This window comes from Pleurocapsa sp. CCALA 161, from assembly GCF_003003995.1.
Classification (GTDB): domain Bacteria; phylum Cyanobacteriota; class Cyanobacteriia; order Cyanobacteriales; family Xenococcaceae; genus Waterburya.
On sequence record NZ_PVWF01000089.1, the window covers coordinates 1 to 19,398 of the forward strand.

General features: G+C 40.1%; 20 protein-coding genes, 1 tRNA gene, 1 pseudogene and 1 riboswitch. Of the genes and pseudogenes, 15 read left to right on the top strand and 7 right to left on the bottom strand.

What is annotated here, in order from left to right; all coding sequences use genetic code 11:
- Window positions 1–877: pseudogene (locus C7B62_RS18215) on the bottom strand (transposase); the annotation flags it as partial.
- Window positions 878–1,288: 411 nt separating this feature from the next.
- On the bottom strand, window positions 1,289–3,646 hold the full coding sequence (locus C7B62_RS18220; RefSeq protein WP_106240198.1) for an ATP-dependent Clp protease ATP-binding subunit: 2,358 nt from the start codon (window positions 3,644–3,646) through the stop codon (window positions 1,289–1,291).
- A gap of 153 nt (window positions 3,647–3,799) precedes the next feature.
- Between C7B62_RS18220 and C7B62_RS18225 the strand changes: the two genes are divergently transcribed.
- Window positions 3,800–4,402, top strand: a complete 603-nt coding sequence (locus C7B62_RS18225) for a class II aldolase/adducin family protein (protein ID WP_106240202.1) — start codon at window positions 3,800–3,802, stop codon at window positions 4,400–4,402.
- Between the two features lie 118 nt (window positions 4,403–4,520).
- Window positions 4,521–5,174: an SRPBCC family protein gene (locus tag C7B62_RS18230; RefSeq protein WP_233220030.1), complete on the top strand. Its 654-nt coding sequence runs from the start codon at window positions 4,521–4,523 to the stop codon at window positions 5,172–5,174.
- 81 nt (window positions 5,175–5,255) lie between these two features.
- On the opposite strand, the gene C7B62_RS18235 is transcribed toward C7B62_RS18230, so the two are convergent.
- Both C7B62_RS18235 and C7B62_RS18240 read right to left on the bottom strand, forming a co-directional pair.
- Window positions 5,256–6,041, bottom strand: a complete 786-nt coding sequence (locus C7B62_RS18235) for an RNA methyltransferase (protein WP_106240267.1) — start codon at window positions 6,039–6,041, stop codon at window positions 5,256–5,258.
- Window positions 6,042–6,106: 65 nt separating this feature from the next.
- Window positions 6,107–6,191 (bottom strand) — tRNA-Leu (locus tag C7B62_RS18240).
- Window positions 6,192–6,386: 195 nt separating this feature from the next.
- Here C7B62_RS18240 and murA point away from each other — a divergent pair.
- The 11 genes from murA (at window position 6,387) to C7B62_RS18295 (ending at window position 14,729) form a co-directional block, all read left to right on the top strand.
- Window positions 6,387–7,709 (top strand): UDP-N-acetylglucosamine 1-carboxyvinyltransferase, encoded by a 1,323-nt coding sequence (gene murA, locus C7B62_RS18245; RefSeq protein ID WP_106240205.1) that lies wholly within the window; start codon window positions 6,387–6,389, stop codon window positions 7,707–7,709.
- A gap of 162 nt (window positions 7,710–7,871) precedes the next feature.
- Complete coding sequence (locus C7B62_RS18250) at window positions 7,872–8,273, top strand: rubredoxin (RefSeq protein ID WP_106240208.1); 402 nt, start codon at window positions 7,872–7,874, stop codon at window positions 8,271–8,273.
- Between the two features lie 160 nt (window positions 8,274–8,433).
- Entirely contained in the window at window positions 8,434–9,441 is a 1,008-nt protein-coding gene (locus C7B62_RS18255; protein ID WP_106240212.1) for a photosynthesis system II assembly factor Ycf48, read from the top strand.
- A gap of 84 nt (window positions 9,442–9,525) precedes the next feature.
- Entirely contained in the window at window positions 9,526–9,771 is a 246-nt protein-coding gene (psbE, locus tag C7B62_RS18260) for a cytochrome b559 subunit alpha (protein WP_106240216.1), read from the top strand.
- A gap of 33 nt (window positions 9,772–9,804) precedes the next feature.
- Window positions 9,805–9,939, top strand: a complete 135-nt coding sequence (gene psbF / locus C7B62_RS18265; protein WP_106240219.1) for a cytochrome b559 subunit beta — start codon at window positions 9,805–9,807, stop codon at window positions 9,937–9,939.
- Between the two features lie 15 nt (window positions 9,940–9,954).
- The gene (locus tag C7B62_RS18270) at window positions 9,955–10,074 is read left to right on the top strand and encodes a photosystem II reaction center protein L (RefSeq protein WP_106240221.1); all 120 of its coding nucleotides are present in this window, start codon (window positions 9,955–9,957) and stop codon (window positions 10,072–10,074) included.
- A 53-nt stretch (window positions 10,075–10,127) separates the two neighbouring features.
- Window positions 10,128–10,247: a photosystem II reaction center protein J gene (locus C7B62_RS18275; protein WP_106240223.1), complete on the top strand. Its 120-nt coding sequence runs from the start codon at window positions 10,128–10,130 to the stop codon at window positions 10,245–10,247.
- A gap of 281 nt (window positions 10,248–10,528) precedes the next feature.
- Window positions 10,529–10,660: riboswitch (cyclic di-AMP (ydaO/yuaA leader) on the top strand.
- A 311-nt stretch (window positions 10,661–10,971) separates the two neighbouring features.
- Window positions 10,972–11,190, top strand: coding sequence for a hypothetical protein (locus C7B62_RS18280; protein ID WP_106240227.1), 219 nt, complete (start codon window positions 10,972–10,974; stop codon window positions 11,188–11,190).
- A 346-nt stretch (window positions 11,191–11,536) separates the two neighbouring features.
- The gene (gene ntrB, locus C7B62_RS18285) at window positions 11,537–12,370 is read left to right on the top strand and encodes a nitrate ABC transporter permease (protein ID WP_106240231.1); all 834 of its coding nucleotides are present in this window, start codon (window positions 11,537–11,539) and stop codon (window positions 12,368–12,370) included.
- Window positions 12,371–12,404: 34 nt separating this feature from the next.
- On the top strand, window positions 12,405–13,805 hold the full coding sequence (locus C7B62_RS18290) for an ABC transporter substrate-binding protein (protein WP_106240235.1): 1,401 nt from the start codon (window positions 12,405–12,407) through the stop codon (window positions 13,803–13,805).
- Between the two features lie 96 nt (window positions 13,806–13,901).
- Window positions 13,902–14,729: an ABC transporter ATP-binding protein gene (locus tag C7B62_RS18295; RefSeq protein WP_106240239.1), complete on the top strand. Its 828-nt coding sequence runs from the start codon at window positions 13,902–13,904 to the stop codon at window positions 14,727–14,729.
- A gap of 12 nt (window positions 14,730–14,741) precedes the next feature.
- On the opposite strand, the gene C7B62_RS18300 is transcribed toward C7B62_RS18295, so the two are convergent.
- From C7B62_RS18300 to lexA, 3 genes are all read right to left on the bottom strand, one after another.
- Entirely contained in the window at window positions 14,742–15,842 is a 1,101-nt protein-coding gene (locus C7B62_RS18300) for a TRAP transporter substrate-binding protein (protein WP_106240243.1), read from the bottom strand.
- A gap of 109 nt (window positions 15,843–15,951) precedes the next feature.
- Complete coding sequence (gene dusB, locus C7B62_RS18305) at window positions 15,952–16,977, bottom strand: tRNA dihydrouridine synthase DusB (RefSeq protein ID WP_106240246.1); 1,026 nt, start codon at window positions 16,975–16,977, stop codon at window positions 15,952–15,954.
- A gap of 54 nt (window positions 16,978–17,031) precedes the next feature.
- Window positions 17,032–17,640 (bottom strand): transcriptional repressor LexA, encoded by a 609-nt coding sequence (gene lexA, locus C7B62_RS18310; RefSeq protein WP_106240250.1) that lies wholly within the window; start codon window positions 17,638–17,640, stop codon window positions 17,032–17,034.
- Between the two features lie 833 nt (window positions 17,641–18,473).
- Here lexA and C7B62_RS27210 point away from each other — a divergent pair.
- Window positions 18,474–19,034: a transposase family protein gene (locus C7B62_RS27210; protein WP_106240254.1), complete on the top strand. Its 561-nt coding sequence runs from the start codon at window positions 18,474–18,476 to the stop codon at window positions 19,032–19,034.
- A 35-nt stretch (window positions 19,035–19,069) separates the two neighbouring features.
- Window positions 19,070–19,318, top strand: a complete 249-nt coding sequence (locus C7B62_RS26210; protein ID WP_106240259.1) for a hypothetical protein — start codon at window positions 19,070–19,072, stop codon at window positions 19,316–19,318.
- Window positions 19,319–19,398: the final 80 nt, after the last annotated feature.

A 19,398-nucleotide genomic window follows, 5' to 3' on the forward strand; every position in this document is an offset into this window, starting at 1 on the left:
GCTCAAGAACACTAGTAATATAAGAATGCCAAGTTTTACCCGAACGAATTTCAACCAGACGAACCCGAATAGGGGAAGTACGTTTAGTTCCAGAGCCAAGAATGATCAGGCGATCGCGAAGAGAATAACTATCAGTAAAAACTGTTTCAATTTTAATTGATGCACCTTTTTTCAGTCGAGTAATAAAATGAACTTTTTGTTCGATTAATTGTAGCCAAAAACTGAAATGATAGAATCCACGGTCTAATAAAAGTAGGGTGTTGACAGGTGCTAAACTTAAGATATTTTCTTCTAATTTAGTATCATTAGTTCTGGGATTTTCTTTGAACCAAATTTCTACTGGCAATCGAGTTACTAAATCGATTACTACACCAATTTTGCCTCCTAGCTGTCCTTTAGGAGCATCTTCTAGACTTTTTAGTTTTTTAAATAATGCTTCCAATATCGAGCTATCTACTATCCAAATTTTATCGAACTTAGATAGTGTATATTGAACGCTTTCAGGTAATGGTCGGTGTTTTCTTTTCGACCAAGATGATTTTAAATTTGGCAGTAAATCCTTAAATACTCTTTCCAATAATTCGGCAGGAAAGGTTAAAAATCTACTAGATATTGCTTGTTGGCTCACTTGGGTTTGATTACACCATAAGAATCCCTCTCTAGCTAATATTCTGGTTAATTCTGTTACCCCAGCCACATCCCTCCATATGCGAAGCGGTATCCTTTAGGACAATAAAGTCAAGACCGCAGCTACCATAAAGGGCAGATTCAGTATTCTGTCTCGTAATCCCAATTGACGATAATAGTTTTCTTGATTTGTGATAGCTGGTGTCAATAAGGCTTCAAGTTGACTAGCTATCATCTCGTCCTCCATCATCGGACGTTGAGTTTTTTTCGCGTGGTCTCGGTTTAATCTCTTGGTCATAGAGAATCTTAATCGTTCAATTGCTTACTCTCTCTGAGTTTTACACGATTTGGGTTTTCCCTTGACTTTTTTCTCATTTCCTTAACTTGTGACCAATGGTCCTAAGTCTCTCGTTATTTTCAAGAATTGGTATTACCTTTGCCAAGCGGATTTAGTATGAGCAATGATCCTGAAGGCAAAAAAAAGGTGAACTAGTTTTGCTCACCTTCAAGAAAAAATTTAATTCACTCTATTTTTACAGCGTTTTTCACGTTAGTAGACCACAGTTATTAGAATGATTAGAAAAGGCTTAAAGCTTATGGCTTAAAGCTTAGAGCTGCGAGTTAATTAAGAGCGTAGTCTATTCAATTGGAAACGGCTGTATTAACGAGTTGCTTCGACTAAAACCTGTTCTTGTACAGATGCCACGGTAGTATTACCATCCTCATCAATATCAACCAAAGCATTATCACCATCGTTGACTCGACCAGAAAGAATTGCTTCAGCTAGACTGTCTTCTAGTAGGCGCATGATTGCTCGACGCAGAGGTCTAGCACCATAACTAGGATCGTAGCCTTCTTCAATTACCTTGTCTTCAAAAGCAGAAGTCACTCCTAAAGTAATCTCACGCTGTTGTGACAATCTCTGGGAAATCTCTTTTAGTAAAATACTGGCAATCTGTCTAACTTCAGGCTTAGTCAACTGACGGAAGACAATAATTTCATCCAGACGATTAATAAATTCAGGACGGAAATAGTTTTTCAATTCCTGATTAACTAACTCTTTGATGCGGTTGTATTGTGCTTCGTCTTTATCTCCAGAAAAATCAAAGCCTAAACCACCACCACCTTTTTCAATTACCTTTGAGCCAATATTAGAGGTCATGATAATTACGGTGTTTTTAAAGCTAACGGTGCGTCCTTGAGCATCGGTCAAACGACCATCATCAAGTAGCTGAAGCATCAAGTTGAAGACATCGGGATGAGCTTTTTCAATCTCATCAAATAAGACTATGGTGTAGGCTTGCCGACGTACCGCTTCAGTTAATTGCCCCCCTTCGTCGTAACCGACAAAACCTGGAGGAGAGCCAATTAGCTTGGAAACGGTGTGGGATTCCATGTATTCCGACATATCAATCCGTACAATTGCTTCTTGCGAACCAAACATTTGCGTAGCTAAAGCTTTAGCTAATTCGGTTTTTCCTACCCCTGTAGGGCCAGAAAAGAACAAACTAGCAATGGGACGATCGCGATCGCCTAAACCTGAGCGTGAGCGCCGTAAAGCACGGGAAACCGCCTTGACTGCTTCATCTTGACCGATGACTCGTTCATGGAGATCGTCTTCTAAATACATCAGCGCTTCTGACTCAGTTTCTGTCATTTTAGTCACAGGAACTCCAGTCCAAGCAGCCACGATTTTAGCGATCGCTTCTTCATCAACTATGGGGGTTAAGGCTTCTGGATTAATACTCGCCACATCCGTCTGATTTTCTTCTTTACTCTGCAAACAGTGGTTTAAATGAGTACGTGAACCAGCTTCGTCAATTAGATCTATTGCCTTATCAGGTAAAAAGCGATCCGTAATATATCTTTCCGAGGAGATTACCGCAGTTCTGATTGCTTCATCGGTGTATTTAACTTTGTGAAAATCTTCGTAAGTTTTGCGTAATCCTTGCAAAATTTCAATCGCATCTTCAACCGAAGGCTCTCCTACCATTACCTTTTGAAAACGGCGTTCTAAGGCAGCATCCCGCTCAATATACTTACGATACTCATCTAAAGTAGTACTACCAAGACACTGAATTTCGCCTCTGGCTAAGGATGGTTTGAGCATATTGGCAGCATCCATCGCTCCTCCCATTGCCCCCGCACCAACAATGGTGTGAATCTCGTCAATTACCAGAATAATATTGCCCGCCTGACGAACTTCTTCCACAATAGCTTTAAGACGTTCTTCAAACTCGCCTCTGAACTTAGTTCCTGCTAGTAGCGAACCCATATCCAAGCTAATTACTTCCTTGTCAGCCAAGAGGGAAGAAACATCACCCTCAACAATGCGTTGAGCTAATCCTTCGGCGATCGCCGTTTTACCAACTCCAGGCTCACCAACTAAAATGGGGTTATTTTTAGTACGTCTACCTAAAATTTGCACTGCTCGCTCGATTTCGGGAAATCTACCGACTACAGGGTCGAGTTTACCTTCTCTTGCTAGATCTGTAAGGTTGATACTAAACTCTTTGAGTTTAGTTGGTTGTTCTCTGCCGCCACCGAAACCAAAAGGATTATCTTTACCTGCTGCCACTACCTCTGTTTCCCCCAACTTTTTAATTAAGTCTGTCCGTAGCTGTCTCAAGTTAACATTTTGTTTGGTCAACAGTTTGACTGCCATGTTGTCAGTCTGTTTAATCATCGCCAACAAAATATGTTCGGGGCTAATAAAATTACTCTTTAATTGCCGTGCTTCATTAAAAGCCTGTTCCAAAATTCTTTTGGCTTTTGGGGTGAACGGAATATTAGCGGGGATAAACCCAGAACCCTTGCCAACTATCTCAATTGCTAGATTTCTAGTTTGATCTAAATTAATATTTAGATTTGCTAATAATTTTGCTGCGGTCGATGTTCCCTCCCCAATCACGCCCAATAAAATGTGTTCTGTCCCTACCAGATTATGTCCTGTGTTGCGGGCTTCCTCTTGAGCAAGGACGACATTCTTTATAGCTTTTTCATTGAAGTATTCAAACATGGTTTAAACAACTCCTCTTGTTTATTAAATTAATATTTCTTTATCTTCTTTACCTAATTTATCTTTTTTGACTGTCAAAATGTAGTGGTAAAAGCCGTAATCTATTTTTTTTGAGGATTAAATTGGCAAAATCTATATTTGGGAATAGTTCCGATGATTGACGAGGGCTATATTAAATATCAATGTCACTGGTCAAAAGTTGAAGCGATCGCCCAAAGTGATATTGGGGAACTAAATCGCTGGCGCAAACAGCTTTATCAATTGGGTTTGATCGGTGAATATGATAATGGCATTGGCTTTGGCAATCTCAGTATTCGCTTGCCGCATAGCGCACAATTAATCATCTCAGGCACACAGACAGGCGGAATTGCCAATTTAACGGCACAGCACTATACCAAAGTAATCGACTATGACTGGCAACAAAATTATGTTACCTGCCAAGGATTAATTCAAGCTTCTTCGGAAACTTTGACTCATGCTGCGATTTACCACTTACTACCTGAAATTAATGCTGTAGTTCATGTTCACCATCAACCGCTTTGGGAGCAATTACTAGATCGCGTTCCCACTACTAATCCTGATTGTGCTTATGGAACACCAGAGATGGCACAGGAGATCATCAGATTATGTCAACAACCTCTAACTCAAGAGCAGAAAATTATTGTCATGAGTGGACATGAATCAGGAATCTTGACTTTTGGAGCTAATTTGAATCAAGCTGGTGAAACTTTATTGAAGTACTTCACCACTATTTAAGTTGAGCAACTAAATTTGAGCAATTAATGTGTCCAGTCAATATTTTGAGTACTTTTTCATTTTATTGATGCTGACATACGACATCGGATAACCAATTGAAACCACGGAATAATACAAATTGATTAATCAATCTCGCCAGAAAAATCGTTGGCTAATTTTATCGCTCATAGCTTTTATCAGTTGCTTGTTGAGCATTGGATTTAGTCCTGTGGCTACAGCCAAACTATTTGATGGCCCAATAGATCAACTTCCCCTCGAACAAAGAGTTTCTCTCAAAAAAGGCGAATTAGTCTTTTTGGGTGAAGCAGGTAACTATACCTCCCGTTTATTGATCTCGACCACCGTGGATAACGCTTGGCAGGTGTTAACAGACTATGAACATTTTGCCGAATTTATGCCAGGAGTTGTCAGTAGTCAGTTACTTGAAAGTAATGGCGATCGCAAAATTTTTGAACAAATCAATAAAATTAAAACCTTTGTCTTTAGCATCGAATCAAGAGTTAAAGTTGCCACCATTGAATCATATCCCAAGCAAATTGCTTTTGAGGCAGTTGATGGGGATTTAAAAACGATGAATGGGACATGGGTATTAGAACCCGTCTCTCCTTATCCTAGCGCTCCGCCAAACCAGGTTTTAATTACCCATAAAGTCGTGGTTGAACCTGCCAAAGCGCCCAGTGATAGCATTTTTTACAGCATCTACGAAGATCGCCTTCAAGAAACCCTCAAGGCAATTAAACAGGAAGCAGAAAGAAGAGGAGGTAATTACTGATTACTGAGATCAAGTCCGTGTGATGACTTGAAATAAAGTTTCCCTAATCCTCTACATCTCTAATTCCCTATTATCCAAAGTTTACTGATTATTGTTCATTGTTAACTGTCTTTGTGCTTCATACAGCAGTAAAGCAGTGGCAATGGCAACATTCAAGGACTCAACGTGATTTGCCAAAGGAATTTTTATGTGTATATCTGCTAAATCGAGCAACTGTGATGATAATCCTGCGCCCTCATTGCCTAGTAAAATCAGACTAGGGCGAGTAAAATCAACCTCCCAATAAGTTTTAGTAGCTTGAGAGGTAGTGGCAATAATCTGCACTCCTTGCTGCTGCTCAATTAATTGAGATAAATCTTGATTCGTCATGACAGGTAACCGAAACCATTGTCCCACACTTGCTCGCAAGACCTTGGGGCTATAAAAATCGACGCTATCAGGACTCAACCAGAGACCATCAACTCCTGCTGCTACTGCGGTTCGGATGATTGTCCCCAAGTTACCAGGATCTTGCAGTCTTTCTAAGGCAATTCCCACATTTTTTAAAGTGGGTACTGGTTCGCTAATTGGTCGAGGAGCGATCGCTACTACCCCATCAGGATTAACCGTGGTGGCAATTGAATTTAAAACTTCTGGACTAACTAATTCAGCTCTAATTCCTTGTTCGGCAATTATTCGGCATAATGGCTGATGATTTTGCTGCCATCGCTCTGTGTGAAAAATAATATCTAGCTTATAATCAGCTTGGCAAGCAGCTTCAACTAAATTAGTTCCTTCAATCAACAGTAAATTTTGCTTCTGTCGTTCTTGGGCACGATGTAGCTTGCGAACCTGCTTGACTAAAGGATTTTGAATGCTAGTTAAAATGTTATTTTCCTTGCCTACTATTGACGAACAGCACGGTTCAAAGTGATACTTTGATTGCCTAGCCATGCGGAACTCGGGACTTGAACCCGAATGTTTTAAACAAACACTAGAATCTGAATCTAGCACGTCTACCAATTCCGCCAGTTCCGCATCTACAAGCTCTTATTATGATTGACTTTTATATTCAATGTCAAACTTAAAACTTGCTTTAAGTTAATTTTTTTAATTCAAAACTGTTCAATTGAATTTTTGAAGTCTATCTTAGTATTGCTTAAAAGCCCAAATAAATATATTTAATATCAAGAGGATAAAGCTATTAACTCTATCTCTAACCCAACCAAAATTATCCTAGAAGACTCTCAAGCTGTATTAGAAATCTGGGGACGTTCTTCGCTTTCAGGAAATGTCCAAATTAGTGGGGCAAAGAATTCTGCTCTGGTCTTAATGGCAGGTTCTATACTCTGTCCTGGCAAATGTACTTTACGCAACGTGCCAAACTTAGTTGATATTAAGCGTATGGGGCAGATACTCGAAGCTTTAGGCGTTAAGCTCAAGCGTCAAGACGATGTGATTGAAATTGACGCTACCAAAATTAACCCGACTGAAGCTCCTTATGATGTTGTATCTCAGCTTCGAGCTAGCTTCTTTGTGATTGGGCCTTTATTAACCAGGCTAGGTACGGCTCGCGTTCCTCTACCTGGAGGATGCGCTATTGGTGCTAGACCCGTCGATCTTCATGTGCGCGGACTACAGGCGATGGGGGCAAGCGTTTCCATTGAAGATGGTGTGGTTCACGCCAATTTAGTTGGTAACAAACAGCGCTTACAGGGAGGCAAAATTTATTTAGATTACCCTAGCGTTGGAGCGACAGAAACTATTCTCATGGCTGCTACTCTGGCTAAAGGAGAAACTAAGATTGAGAACGCAGCACAAGAACCAGAAATTGTTGATTTAGCTAACTTCTGCAATCAAATGGGAGCAAAAGTTACTGGTGCAGGGACTAATACTATAACTATTCAAGGGGTTCAAGAACTTAGCTCGATTGAATATAACGTGATTCCAGATCGGATTGAAGCAGGGACATTTCTCGTGGCAGGAGCAATCACCAAGTCGGAAATTACCTTGAGTTCGGTCATTCCCGAACATCTTGCCCCTGTAATCGCCAAACTTAATGAGATTGGCTGTCAGATAGTTATTGAAGACGAAGCTGGTAAAACTTTTGGCGGGGATATTCAATCTAAACGCCTGCGTATCGTCCCAGGAGAGCTTTGTGGGACTGATATTGAAACTTTGCCATATCCTGGCTTTCCTACTGATATGCAGGCGCAGTTCACTGCCCTATTAAGCATCAGTAAAGGCAATAGCGTGATCAGCGAAACTGTGTTTGAAAATCGCCTCCGTCATGTAGCTGAATTACAGCGCATGGGAACTAATATTCGAGTTAAAGGTAATCATGCCATTGTTCAGGGCGTGGCGATGATTTCTGGCGCACCAGTCATGGCGACTGATTTAAGAGCTTCTGCTGCTCTAGTTTTAGCTGGTTTGGCTGCGGAAGGTAAAACTACTGTTCATGGATTGCAACACCTCGATCGCGGTTATGAGGACTTAGAAAGCAAGCTCAGGGGTTTGGGTGCCAAACTAGAACGAATTATTCCTGAAGGCACATAAGATAACTATATTAATTATTCAAAAGCGATCGCTATTTATTTGACTGGCGATCGCTTTTAGCAGTTTCGGGCTGCTTCTCATTCAATCTTGTCTCTTCACCCTGTCTTTTTATGCGATAATTCATAAAAGAAAAGTATTTTAATATTTGCTTAACATAAAGCAATGAATGAGCCAGCTAAAGAAGAACAATTAGTCTCAAAAAAGACTCTCCCCGAGGAAAAGACTCCAGCGAAAGAGAAAACTTTGGCGGAGCAGGCTCCTTCGAGCTATGAATGTCGCTCTTGTGGTTACGTATATGTACCGTCTAAGGGAGACAATCAGGGGAAAGTTCCCCCAGGAACTCTCTTTACCGAGCTATCTCCAGACTGGCGTTGTCCTGTCTGCGGTGTTCGTAAAACTCAGTTTGTCAATATTGGCGCACAAGGCGCACCATCAGGCTTTGCTGAAAACTTGGATTACGGTTTAGGAATCAATCGTTTAACTCCTGCTCAGAAAAATATTCTGATTTTTGGTGCGCTAGGTTTAGGCTTTCTATTTTTCCTTAGTCTATACGGTTTGCACTAGTAGCAATAATCATAATTTATTCAGATTTATTCAGTCAGTATTGAAATATTGATAAGTTATGACACGGGAAGATATTTAATTATGTCTTGCTGCTCAAACTAGTTGCCAATTTAAAATCAAACATTGCTTTTATCTGCCTCAACCAGTCACAAAAACGTTTATGAGTTTATTGATTAAAAAATTAAAGCAAATAGCTGTTTTATTTGCTGTCTGTATATTTTGTATTAGCTGTAGTCGAGTTCCTTCTACCATTACGAATCCCTGGAAGACTCTTACCCTTCCTTCTGAAGCGATTTTTTCGGATATTGCTTTTACCAGCAATTCAGATCGCGGTTGGTTGGTAGGAACACAAGCGGCATTGTTTGAAACTATTGATGGCGGAGAAACCTGGACACAGCAATCTTTAGAATTAGGCGATGAAAAAGTTACTTTAGAAGCAATTAGCTTTGATGGTGATGAAGGTTGGATTGTAGGTCAACCCTCGATTTTGCTGCATACTGAAGATGGCGGAGATAGTTGGGCGCGTATTCCTTTGAGTTCTAAACTTCCTGGTTCGCCTTTAGATATTATTGCCCTGGGTAAATCAACCGCAGAAATGGTGACCAATCTGGGTGCAATTTATAAAACTGAAGATGGTGGTAAGAACTGGAAAGCTCTAGTCGAAGGTTCAGTAGGGGTAGCAAGAAGCATCCATCGTTCTAATGATGGTAGATATGTAGCTGTCTCAGCTAAAGGTAATTTCTTTTCTACTTGGGAACCAGGGGCTACGGAATGGACGCCTCACCAGCGCACCTCATCTCGCCGTTTACAAAATATGGGTTTTAACCAAGATGGGAGTCTCTGGTTGTTAGCTCGTGGTGGACAGGTGCAGTTTAGCGATACGGTCAATTATGATGAATGGGGAGAACCTATTTATCCAGAGTTTTCTTCGAGCTGGGGCTTTTTAGATGTGGCTTATCGCACCCCTGAAGAGATCTGGTTGGCAGGAGGAAGTGCTAACCTATTAGTTAGCCCCGATGGTGGTCAAAGCTGGTCAAAAGACCGTGATGTGGAAGATGCTCCATCTAACTTTTATAAAATAGTATTTCTTTCCCCCGAAAAAGGTTTTGTTTTGGGTGAACGAGGAACACTATTAAAATATGTCCCCGAAGCTGGTACTGCTGTTTAATTACTAATCTTAGTTGTAGGCAGTTACCCTTGTTTCGTATTATGTAAACAGAACTTCAAAACTTTTAATAAGGAGAGACAAAATATGGCAGGTGATACTGGTGAACGTCCATTTTCTGACATTATTACGAGTGTTCGTTATTGGGTAATCCATAGCGTTACTATTCCTATGCTATTTGTAGCTGGGTGGTTATTTGTCAGTACTGGACTAGCTTACGATGCATTTGGTACTCCTCGTCCTAACGAGTATTTTACTCAAGAACGAATCGAGATTCCTGTAATTAGCGATCGCTATAATGCTAAACAGCAAATTAAAGAATTCAATCAGTAGTACATTCACATTGACAATCAATAGGTAATCAAAATGACAGGTAATAGTCCCAATCAACCAATTTCGTATCCCATCTTCACAGTTAGATGGTTAGCCATTCATACTTTAGCAGTACCTACTGTTTTCTTTTTGGGTGCGATCGCTTCAATGCAATTTATTCAAAGATAGGAGTTAATATTAACCATGGAAAGAAATCAAAATAGTAATAGACAGCCAGTAGAGCTAAATCGTACTTCTCTTTATTTAGGATTACTTTTAATTGCTGTTCTCGGCATCTTATTCTCTAGTTACTTCTTTAACTAAAAAGAACCTGTTTTCGTCGATTTAAACTTTAAATAGCAAGAGGATTAAGAAAAATGTTTGCAGAAGGAAGAATTCCCTTGTGGATCGTTGCTACGGTAGCTGGCATGGGCGTAATCGCTGTTGTTGGTGTATTCTTCTACGGTTCCTATGCCGGTGTTGGCTCAGGAATGTAAGTCTTGTTTTCAACAAATGTAGAATAAGAAAAAAACCGCCTCGTGTTAATTTGCATGGGCGGTTTTATTATTGAATTTGAGTTGTGGTCAGGATCAGTACAGGGATAGGTGATACTAAATCCGTTTCACATAGGTTACTTAAAAAATTGAGTAACGAGTAACGAGTTATTCTGATTTCATCACCAAATTTTCCTGGTCAAAGACTTGTCAAATAAATTTAAATAGTTTAGACTGATTGGAAATAAAATATTCAGAGTTCAGTCAGCCTAGTCTTAAAGTTAAGTTGGAAAAAACCAGCAAAACAAAAGAGCGGGGGAACCATTTATGGGGCTTATTGCTACAGTTTATGTAGTGAAGGACATCTCTCAGTCCTAGCCCGTCAGCTAACCTCGTCGGCATTGAGAGGAGATTGAAGAGAAAGCATTTTTAGATAAAATTGCTCTCATCAGTATCCTTAGTTACTAACTGCTCTCTACATTCAGTTACTGAGGTTGCTAAGTGGGAACTTAATTTTTTAAATTTTCCTTATGGCGATCGCAGTAGCATCACTAGTCACAAAGGAGATATATGCTCGTGTTCAATTTTAAATTACAAGGAATTAGATTGCAGCTTAAATCTAAGTTTTCAATTTTCTCTAACTGAAGCCGAGAAAGGTTTTTAATTAGAGACTTATTAAAGATTAATTTAGATAACGACTATTATTAATAGTGGGGAAAATAAGCTTATGTCTGTGCTTAAAATCGGGGATATAGTTAAACACCAAAAAACTGGCAAGATCGGCAAAATAATTGATTATGGGTATCAAAAAATTACCGACAGTTATTATTTAACGACCCTTAGAGTTGAACTCTTAACCTATAGTTCAATGACAACAATAGCTGAAGATTTGTTTGAACAATGGCAAATTTGTCAGGGCGATCTCCATACCCAATTTGCTTGTTAACAACGTTTCAATTACTCTTTCAATAATTTAGGATAATTGCCCAATTATGATCTTTTACTATTAATTGTGGCAATTATTACTTTAGAAAAATGTCAATAGAGCAAGCTTAAGTTGATAATTTAGACCAGCCAGGAATATTAATTCAGTTTTTAGTTAAGACAGATTGGTTGTAGGAACGTTACTTCACTGTCCTTTGGGAAGTGCAAAACGCCCTTATCTAAATTCTATATATCTTAGGTATTTTCTAAATTGATATAGATTTATCACTGACTGCTTTTTTTTAGCTCAAGTTTGAGCAATTTTAATTTCACCAAGATCAAGTATAAATCAATTAAAGATTATTTAGATGAATTTATCTATGCTAGCTGTAGCAGGTCAAGCTGCTTGGAAAAAGGCAAAACCCTTAATTCTTAGAGATACGTTTTTATTACCATTAGCAGGTTTTGCGGGGTTAATTACTATTTGGTGGGCGATCGCCTTATTTCGTCCTGAACTCATGCCCACACCTCCACAAGCATTGATGGAGAATTTGGATGCTATTTTTCATCCTTTTCATCGTCGTGGGCCTGGCGATTTAGGTCTGGGTTGGTTACTGCTAGCTAGTTTACGACGGGTAATCATCGGTTTTCTAATTGGGGCTGCGGTTGCTATCCCTGTAGGCTTTTTAATTGGCATGTCAAAACCTGCGCTGCTTGCGATCAATCCTTTGATTCAAGTGCTTAAACCTGTTTCGCCGTTAGCTTGGTTACCTATTGCCTTAGCCATTTTTAATGTTGCCGATCCTTCAGCTATTTTCGTAATTTTTATCACTTCTCTTTGGTCAACTATTATCAATACAGCCTTGGGTGTATCTAGTGTCCCGAAAGACTATCAAGACGTAGCCCAAATGCTAGAGATGCCAGCTTGGAAAAAAATTGTCAAGATTATTTTACCTGCCAGTCTGCCTTATATTTTTACTGGGTTGCGGATTAGTTTAGGGATTGCCTGGTTAGTAATTGTGGCAGTAGAAATGTTGACTGGTGGAATTGGAATTGGCTTTTTTGTTTGGGATGAATGGAGTCGTCTCAACCTAAGTTCTGTATTTTTAGCTGTCTTTGTGATTGGTATAACTGGTTTGATCCTTGACTATATTTTGGGCTTAGTAGAAACCTGGGTAACTCATCGTCCTGCTCGTTCTTAGTTACCAAATTAGTTAAGAAACTTGGAGTATTGAAATGTATAAAAAAATAAAACGTAGAGCCTTCTTGCAAGGCTTGGGGACGAGTGCGTCGGCGATCGCCTTATCAAGTTGTGCAATTAGTGGTAGTAAAGCACCCAAAACTCTTACAGAAGAAGCCTTAGCCGTTGAACCAATCGTCAAACCTAAAAGTCTAGAAAAACCCAATATAACTATTGGTTACGTTCCTGTTAATGATTGCGCTCCCTTTGCAGTCGCTTGGCAAAAAGGCTTTTTTCGCAAATATGGCTTGAATGTAACGTTAAGTCGCGAAGCTAGTTGGGCAAACTCGCGTGATGGGGTCATCTTTGGTCGCCTAGATGCTTCTCCCGTAGTTTCTGGGGCAGTAATGAACGCTAGAGCAGGTGCAGAAGGTGCGCGTCATGCTCCATTATGTGCTGCTATGACTATTCATCGTCATGGTAATGCAATGACCATGAGTAAAGAGCTTTGGGATGCTGGTATTCGTCCTTGGCAGGATTATCAAGGAAATTTAGAGCAGTTTGGACAAGATTTTGATGGTTATTTTCGTAACGCTCCGCCAGAAAAGCGATCTTTGGCTGTGGTTTTAAGTTCTGCCATTTATGAATATTTTGTTCGTTATGTCATCTCTGCTACTGGATTAAATCCTGATGAAGCATTTCGCATTATGATCACTCCCCCACCCCAGATGGTGACTAATATGCGCATTGGGGCAATGCAAGCCTATATGGTCGCAGAACCTTGGAATACTCGCGCTATCTCTGGTAACGAAGGTATTGGCTTTACCTTTGCCCAAGGTAGAGAAATCTGGCGTGGACATCCAGATCGCGTTTTGGCAGTGATGGAATCTTTTATTAATGAGAATCCTAAAACTTACCGATCTATGGTTAAAGCGATGATTGAAGCTTGTCAGTATTGCAGTAAACCAGAAAATCGTGCTGAAGTAGCTCAAATTGTCTCAGAACGTTCTTATACTGGCGCAGAACCAAAAATTACTAGTGCAGGCATTGTCGGAAATTACAATTATGGTGGTTTTGACGAGCAAAAACGAATTGTTGATGACATAGCCACTACTATTTTCTACGATTTGCCTGCGGAAGTTTCGACTGTTCCTAACGATCATTCTACCTTTTTGTGGCAGTCACAAAACCTGTGGTTAATGACTCAAGCAACACGTTGGCAACAAATCACCGAGTTTCCTAAAAATGCCGATGAAATTGCGCGGACAGCTTGGCGTACTGATTTATATCGCGAAATCGCCAACGAAATGGGTATTCAATGTCCGACAGAAGATTTTAAGGTTGAGTCGGCCGAGGCATTTATTGATAATCGAGCTTTTGATCCCAGCGATCCAGTTGGTTATCTAGATAGTTTTAAAATTCGGGCAAATGCACCTCGCTCATTTTTTATGTCTTAACAGACAGATCACGGTGCAAAGACAAATTTTGTACTCATCACTCATGTTCTCAGTTTTTTGCTGAACAAGTACTGTAGTTTTTAAAGGAGTTTGATAATGTTTGATTCTACTGAGACTGATACAGGCAACATTACGGCTGATTACGGTCAAGAAGACTTTTTGGTTGTCGAAAATTTAGTTAAAGCTTTTCCTAAACCTGATGGTGGTCGAACGGTAATTCTCGATGGCATTAATTTAACCATTGGGGCAGAAGAATATATTTCCGTGATCGGTCACTCTGGATGTGGGAAATCAACCATGCTCAGAATCATCGCTGGTTTAGATAAACCAACTGCGGGACAAATTACTCTAGAAGGTAAAGAAATTCGTAAACCAGGTGCAGAAAGGATGATGGTTTTTCAAAATTATGCGCTTCTGCCTTGGCTGACCGTCAAAGAAAACATTCGTTTAGCGGTAGATGAAGTTTATAAAAAAGCTACTCGCGCTGAAAAAGTAGATTCGATTAACGAGCATCTAGCAATGGTAAATTTAACCGAAGCTGCCGATAAATATCCCGATGAAATTTCTGGAGGGATGAAACAACGGGTAGGAATTGCTCGCGCTTTGATTACTCGTCCCAAAATGCTACTGATGGACGAACCGTTTGGCGCATTAGATGCCTTAACTAAAAGAAAGTTACAAGCACAGGTATTAGAAATTTGGGAAAATCATCGACAAGCAGCCATGATGATTACCCATGACGTAGACGAGGCAATTTATATGTCGGATCGCATTATTTTGATGACTAATGGCCCTGAAGCTCAAATTGGAGAAATTCTAAAAGTACCATTTCCTCATCCACGCGATCGTCAGAAAATTCTTAAGTCACAAGAGTATTATGATTTACGTAATCAAGCTTTAGAGTTTCTGGAGCAATATCAATAGAGTCAGGTTCCACTACTTATTCACAAAACTGTCATAGCTTAACTCGTTGATTTTGTTCCAGGCAGAGACAGCGATGCGGAATTGATTCCATTGATCATAAACTTTTTTGAAGGCAGGGCTTTTGCTGGATTCTTCGGCATAGTAGTCTGTAGCTGCTTGTTGGGCTGCTTGCAAAATCTCTGGCGGGTAAGCCGTTAATTTTGTCCCGCCGTCTGCAAGAGTTTTCAAGGCTACTCGATTAAGAGCATCGTATTTAGACAGCATACGGAGATTAGCTTCCATTGCTGCGCTTTTAAAGATCTCCTGATATTCCATTGGTAGTTTATCCCACTGAGATTTATTGATCTGAACTTCAAAAGTTGAACCTGGTTCCCACCAACCAGGATAATAGTAATAAGGTGCAGCTTTATTTAAACCTAATTTTAGATCGTCATAGGGGCCAACCCATTCAGCAGCATCGATCGCGCCTCTTTCTAAGGCGAGATATATCTCTCCCCCTGGTAATACCTGTACGTTGACTCCCAAACTTGCCATCACCTTGCCACCCAAACCAGGAATCCGCATTTTTAAACCGTTGAGATCTGCCACGGACTTGATTTCTTTTTTGAACCAGCCGCCCATCTGCGCTCCTGAATTACCCGCAGGGAAGTTGATGATATTAAAGTCGCTATAAAGTTCATGCATCGCTTCCAAGCCACCGCCATGATAGTACCAAGCATTTTGCTGTTGCGCGGTTAGACCAAAGGGAACACAAGTTCCAAAAGCCAGGGCAGGATTTTTGCCGACATAATAATAGCTAGCGGTGTGTCCGCATTCTACTGTGCCATTTTGCACTGCATCTAGAACTTCTAATCCAGGCACAATTTCCCCTGCTGCGTAGGGTTCGATCGTAAACTTGCCTCCAGTCATAGCAGATACGCGATCGCACACCGTTTGCGCCCCACCATAAATTGTATCGAGAGATTTAGGCCAACTTGTCACCATGCGCCATTTGATTTGAGGCAGTTCTTTCTCTTGGGCATTGGGACTATTATTAGTTTGTTCACAAGCCACTAGGATGGTACTAGTAGTAGCAGCGATCGCCAAACGGTCTAAAAGCTGTCTCCGTTTCATAAATAATTATCTCTACTCACTCTCATATTTCCTTCGAGTAAGCGCCTATCTTATCAGTAATTCCTAATACTACATCATTTTGTAACAGGTCATTTCAAAAGTATTTGAATTACTGATGTCGAGCAATTTCACTGTTTAAGATTTCGTATCCTTGTTCGAGGCTTTCAATCTGGGATAAGCGATCGCGTAACTCGGCAGCACCTGAAAATTCTTTACAGTACCAGGCTAAATGTTTACGGGATTGATAAATACCCCGTTGCCCTTTGTGTGACCATAAACCTAATAGATGCTCTTTGGCGCATTGTAGTCTAGTAGCGACATCAGGAGATGGTAATAACTCGCCTGTTTTGAGAAAATGATCGATTTCACCGACTAAAAAGGGATAGCCTAAAGTCCCCCGCGAACACATGACCCCATCTGCTTTAGTTAACTCTAGACATTTCACCGCCGCTTCAACGGAGAAAATATCACCATTAGCAATCACAGGGATTGATAAAGCCTGTTTAACCTTAGTAATCCATGACCAGTGGGCAGCACCATTATAGCCTTGAGCGCGAGTACGTCCGTGCAGCGTCAGCATTTGCGCCCCTTGGTTTTCCATCCTGCGGGCAAAATCAATAATATTAATTTCATGATCATCCCAACCAAGACGGGTTTTAACGGTTACAGGAACATCTACCGCCTCGGCTACAGTTTTTACAATTGCCTCAGCTACTTCTGGTTGACGTAACAAAGACGAGCCACCACCTTTTTTCGTGATCTTATTGACTGGACAACCCATATTAATATCAATAGTATTTGCTCCTTCGGCTACAGCTTTGCGGGCTGCTTCTGCCATGAAGTCGGGACGACAATCAAAGAGTTGAATACTAATAGGATCTTCATCGAGAGCGATCGCCATAATGCTCGGCAATTCTTGCAGATGATAAATCTCTTTCGCACTCACCATCTCGGTATACATCATCGATTTTGGCGCATATCGCCTCACTAATCGCCGAAATACCACATCACTCACTCCAGATAGAGGAGACTGTAATACGCGACTATTAACTACCACCGAGCCGATTTTTAGAGGAGCGGCTAATCTTGCTTTTAATTCCTCAGATAAACTAGGAACTTCAATCGAATTAACCATAAATCAAATCTTTATAGCGAGGGATGATGACCAAAAACAATTCGAAGCTGAAAGCTAATTAGCCATAGATCTCCAGACACCGACTAAGATACCTTGAATTTCAACATTTTCAGCTTCTGCCTTAATAGGTTCATATTTTTGATTGGCAGGCTTCAGGGTAACCTTTTCTTGCTGCTGATAAAAATGTTTAAGAGTTGTTCCATATCCTGAGACTCTAGCAGCCACAATATCGCCATTTTTGACCTGTGTGGCATCAGAAAGCGATCGCATAACTACATAGTCTCCTTCACTAATTAGATCCTCAATCATGCTATCCCCCACTACCCGCAAAACATAACAGTCAGACTGAGCAAATAAATCGGCTAAATCTAACCTAGTTTTTTCATCAGTAAAAGGGTCAACTAAACCTCCTGCTGCAATCTCGCCTTCAATAGACAATCCTTTTTCAGGCTGATGTAAGATTTTAATGGTGCGAGCTTTACCATCGATCCAGTCAATATAACCTTTGTTTCGCAGTCTCTCCAGCCGACTTTGAACAGGAGCAGGCGATCGCAAATTCATTGCTTTCATCATCTGCCTAATAGAGGGCGCGTGCTGGGTAGACTTAATATACTCCACTAACCAATCATAAAGTTCTTTCTGAGCTGGGGTTAAACTTTCCATTGCTTTCTTCTAGGGTATGTTTTTGAGGACAAGCTACTGACAATTGCAGCCACAACTTGATATGTCCATTCAGAACATAGGTACTAAATATTAGAAGATATTGACCCCTAGTAAGTCAAGTATCATTCCTTTAAAGTGACAAATATTAAGTCTTAAACCGCTTCCACTTTGAAACTCATAGTTATATTAAATAATTGTTTTAGGTTAAAGCGATCGTCTTACGTATAGTATTGCTTTTTAAAACTCTAAAAACCTGAATAGTTAATTTAAATTGAAGATATGCGTGGCTCGCACCTTCTTCTAATTAATATAATTTGAGCGATACCAGTAATATTGTCAGCACCATTATTTCCGCTTGATCGCTCTCATATAAATTGAGTGAGCCACTTCTACCAGAGTAAATCCGTTGTTAAACTAGCGCATATTTGACGGTCTTAATTAGAACATCACCCTTTAGTCACGTACAAGAGGGATAAAAACAAAAACATCTTACCAAACAATTTTCACTTTGAATGGGGTCTTGCACACTTTTGGTGAATATTGAACGGGCGATCGCTATCTAAAATATTCAATAATTGTAGCGACCTGAAATAAGCATCACTCCGACCCGCAATAACGACATTTTTGAGACCAGATTAAGGGTCTTGCACACTTTTAGTGAAATAGAGAATAAGGCGATCGCTATTTAAGAGCAATGTTAATGAAGAAAGATTTTGTGAGTAAATAGAATGAGAGCTAAAAAAACAGTTATTTATGTCAGAAAATTCCCCTCTCGACAATTCTCGCTTACTACAACACTTACTGCCTAATTTTTTTGTTTCAAGATAACTTCAGTGTCAATCAGTGAAACAGAAAATCAAATAACAATACAAGTCAAAACTCAAAACCTGCCAGCAGTTTGTCCAATTTGTAATTCAACAAGTAATCGTGTTCATAGCAATTATCAGCGATCCCTAGATGATGTATCTTGGGGTAACTATCAATTCTGTTTAAAACTTTCAACTCAAAAATTCTTCTGCTCGAACTTGAATTGTGAGCGTCAAATTTTTACCCAAAGATTACCCAAAATAGTATCACCTTGGGCAAGACGAACAGAGCGATTGAATACTCAACTGACCAAAATAGGCTTAGCTGAGGGGGGATTACCAGGCTCGCGTTTGACTCAACATTTGTCCGTTAAAATTAGTCATCAGGAATTGGAAACAGCACAGTTTTTCGTTATCTTCGCAGCCCAAAGTTCCCTGAGAGAAAAGGCAGAAGTAATAAGGGTCGTGGCAAGGTCACTCCTTATAAGAAATATCTTCAGTCACGATGGAATTCTGGTTGTCATGATACTCAAAAACTTTATGCTGAAATTAAAGAACAAGGCTATCAAGGTAGTTATGTTACTTTAGCCAGATATACTCGTCGTCTGCGTCAATCACAGGGATTGAAACCAAGAGAAAAGCCCAACAAGGCATTGCCTCTTGTGTTTGAACCAAAGAAATCAATGATGACTGTGCGCCAGGCAGTATGGCTAATTTTATGCCCAACTACAAAACACAGTGAAGCTGAAAAATTAGCAATTGAATTATTAAAGAAGCAACACCCAGACCTAAATACAGCAATTTCTCTAGCTGTAGACTTTGCAGATTTAGTTCGTCGAAGACAACCAGATCGAGATGTTTTACATTATTAAAAGAGAACCTGGCACTGAGCTATTTTCCCGAGGGGCTACCCCCCAAGTATCTTCGCCGCAACAGCGTTTCACAATCGAGT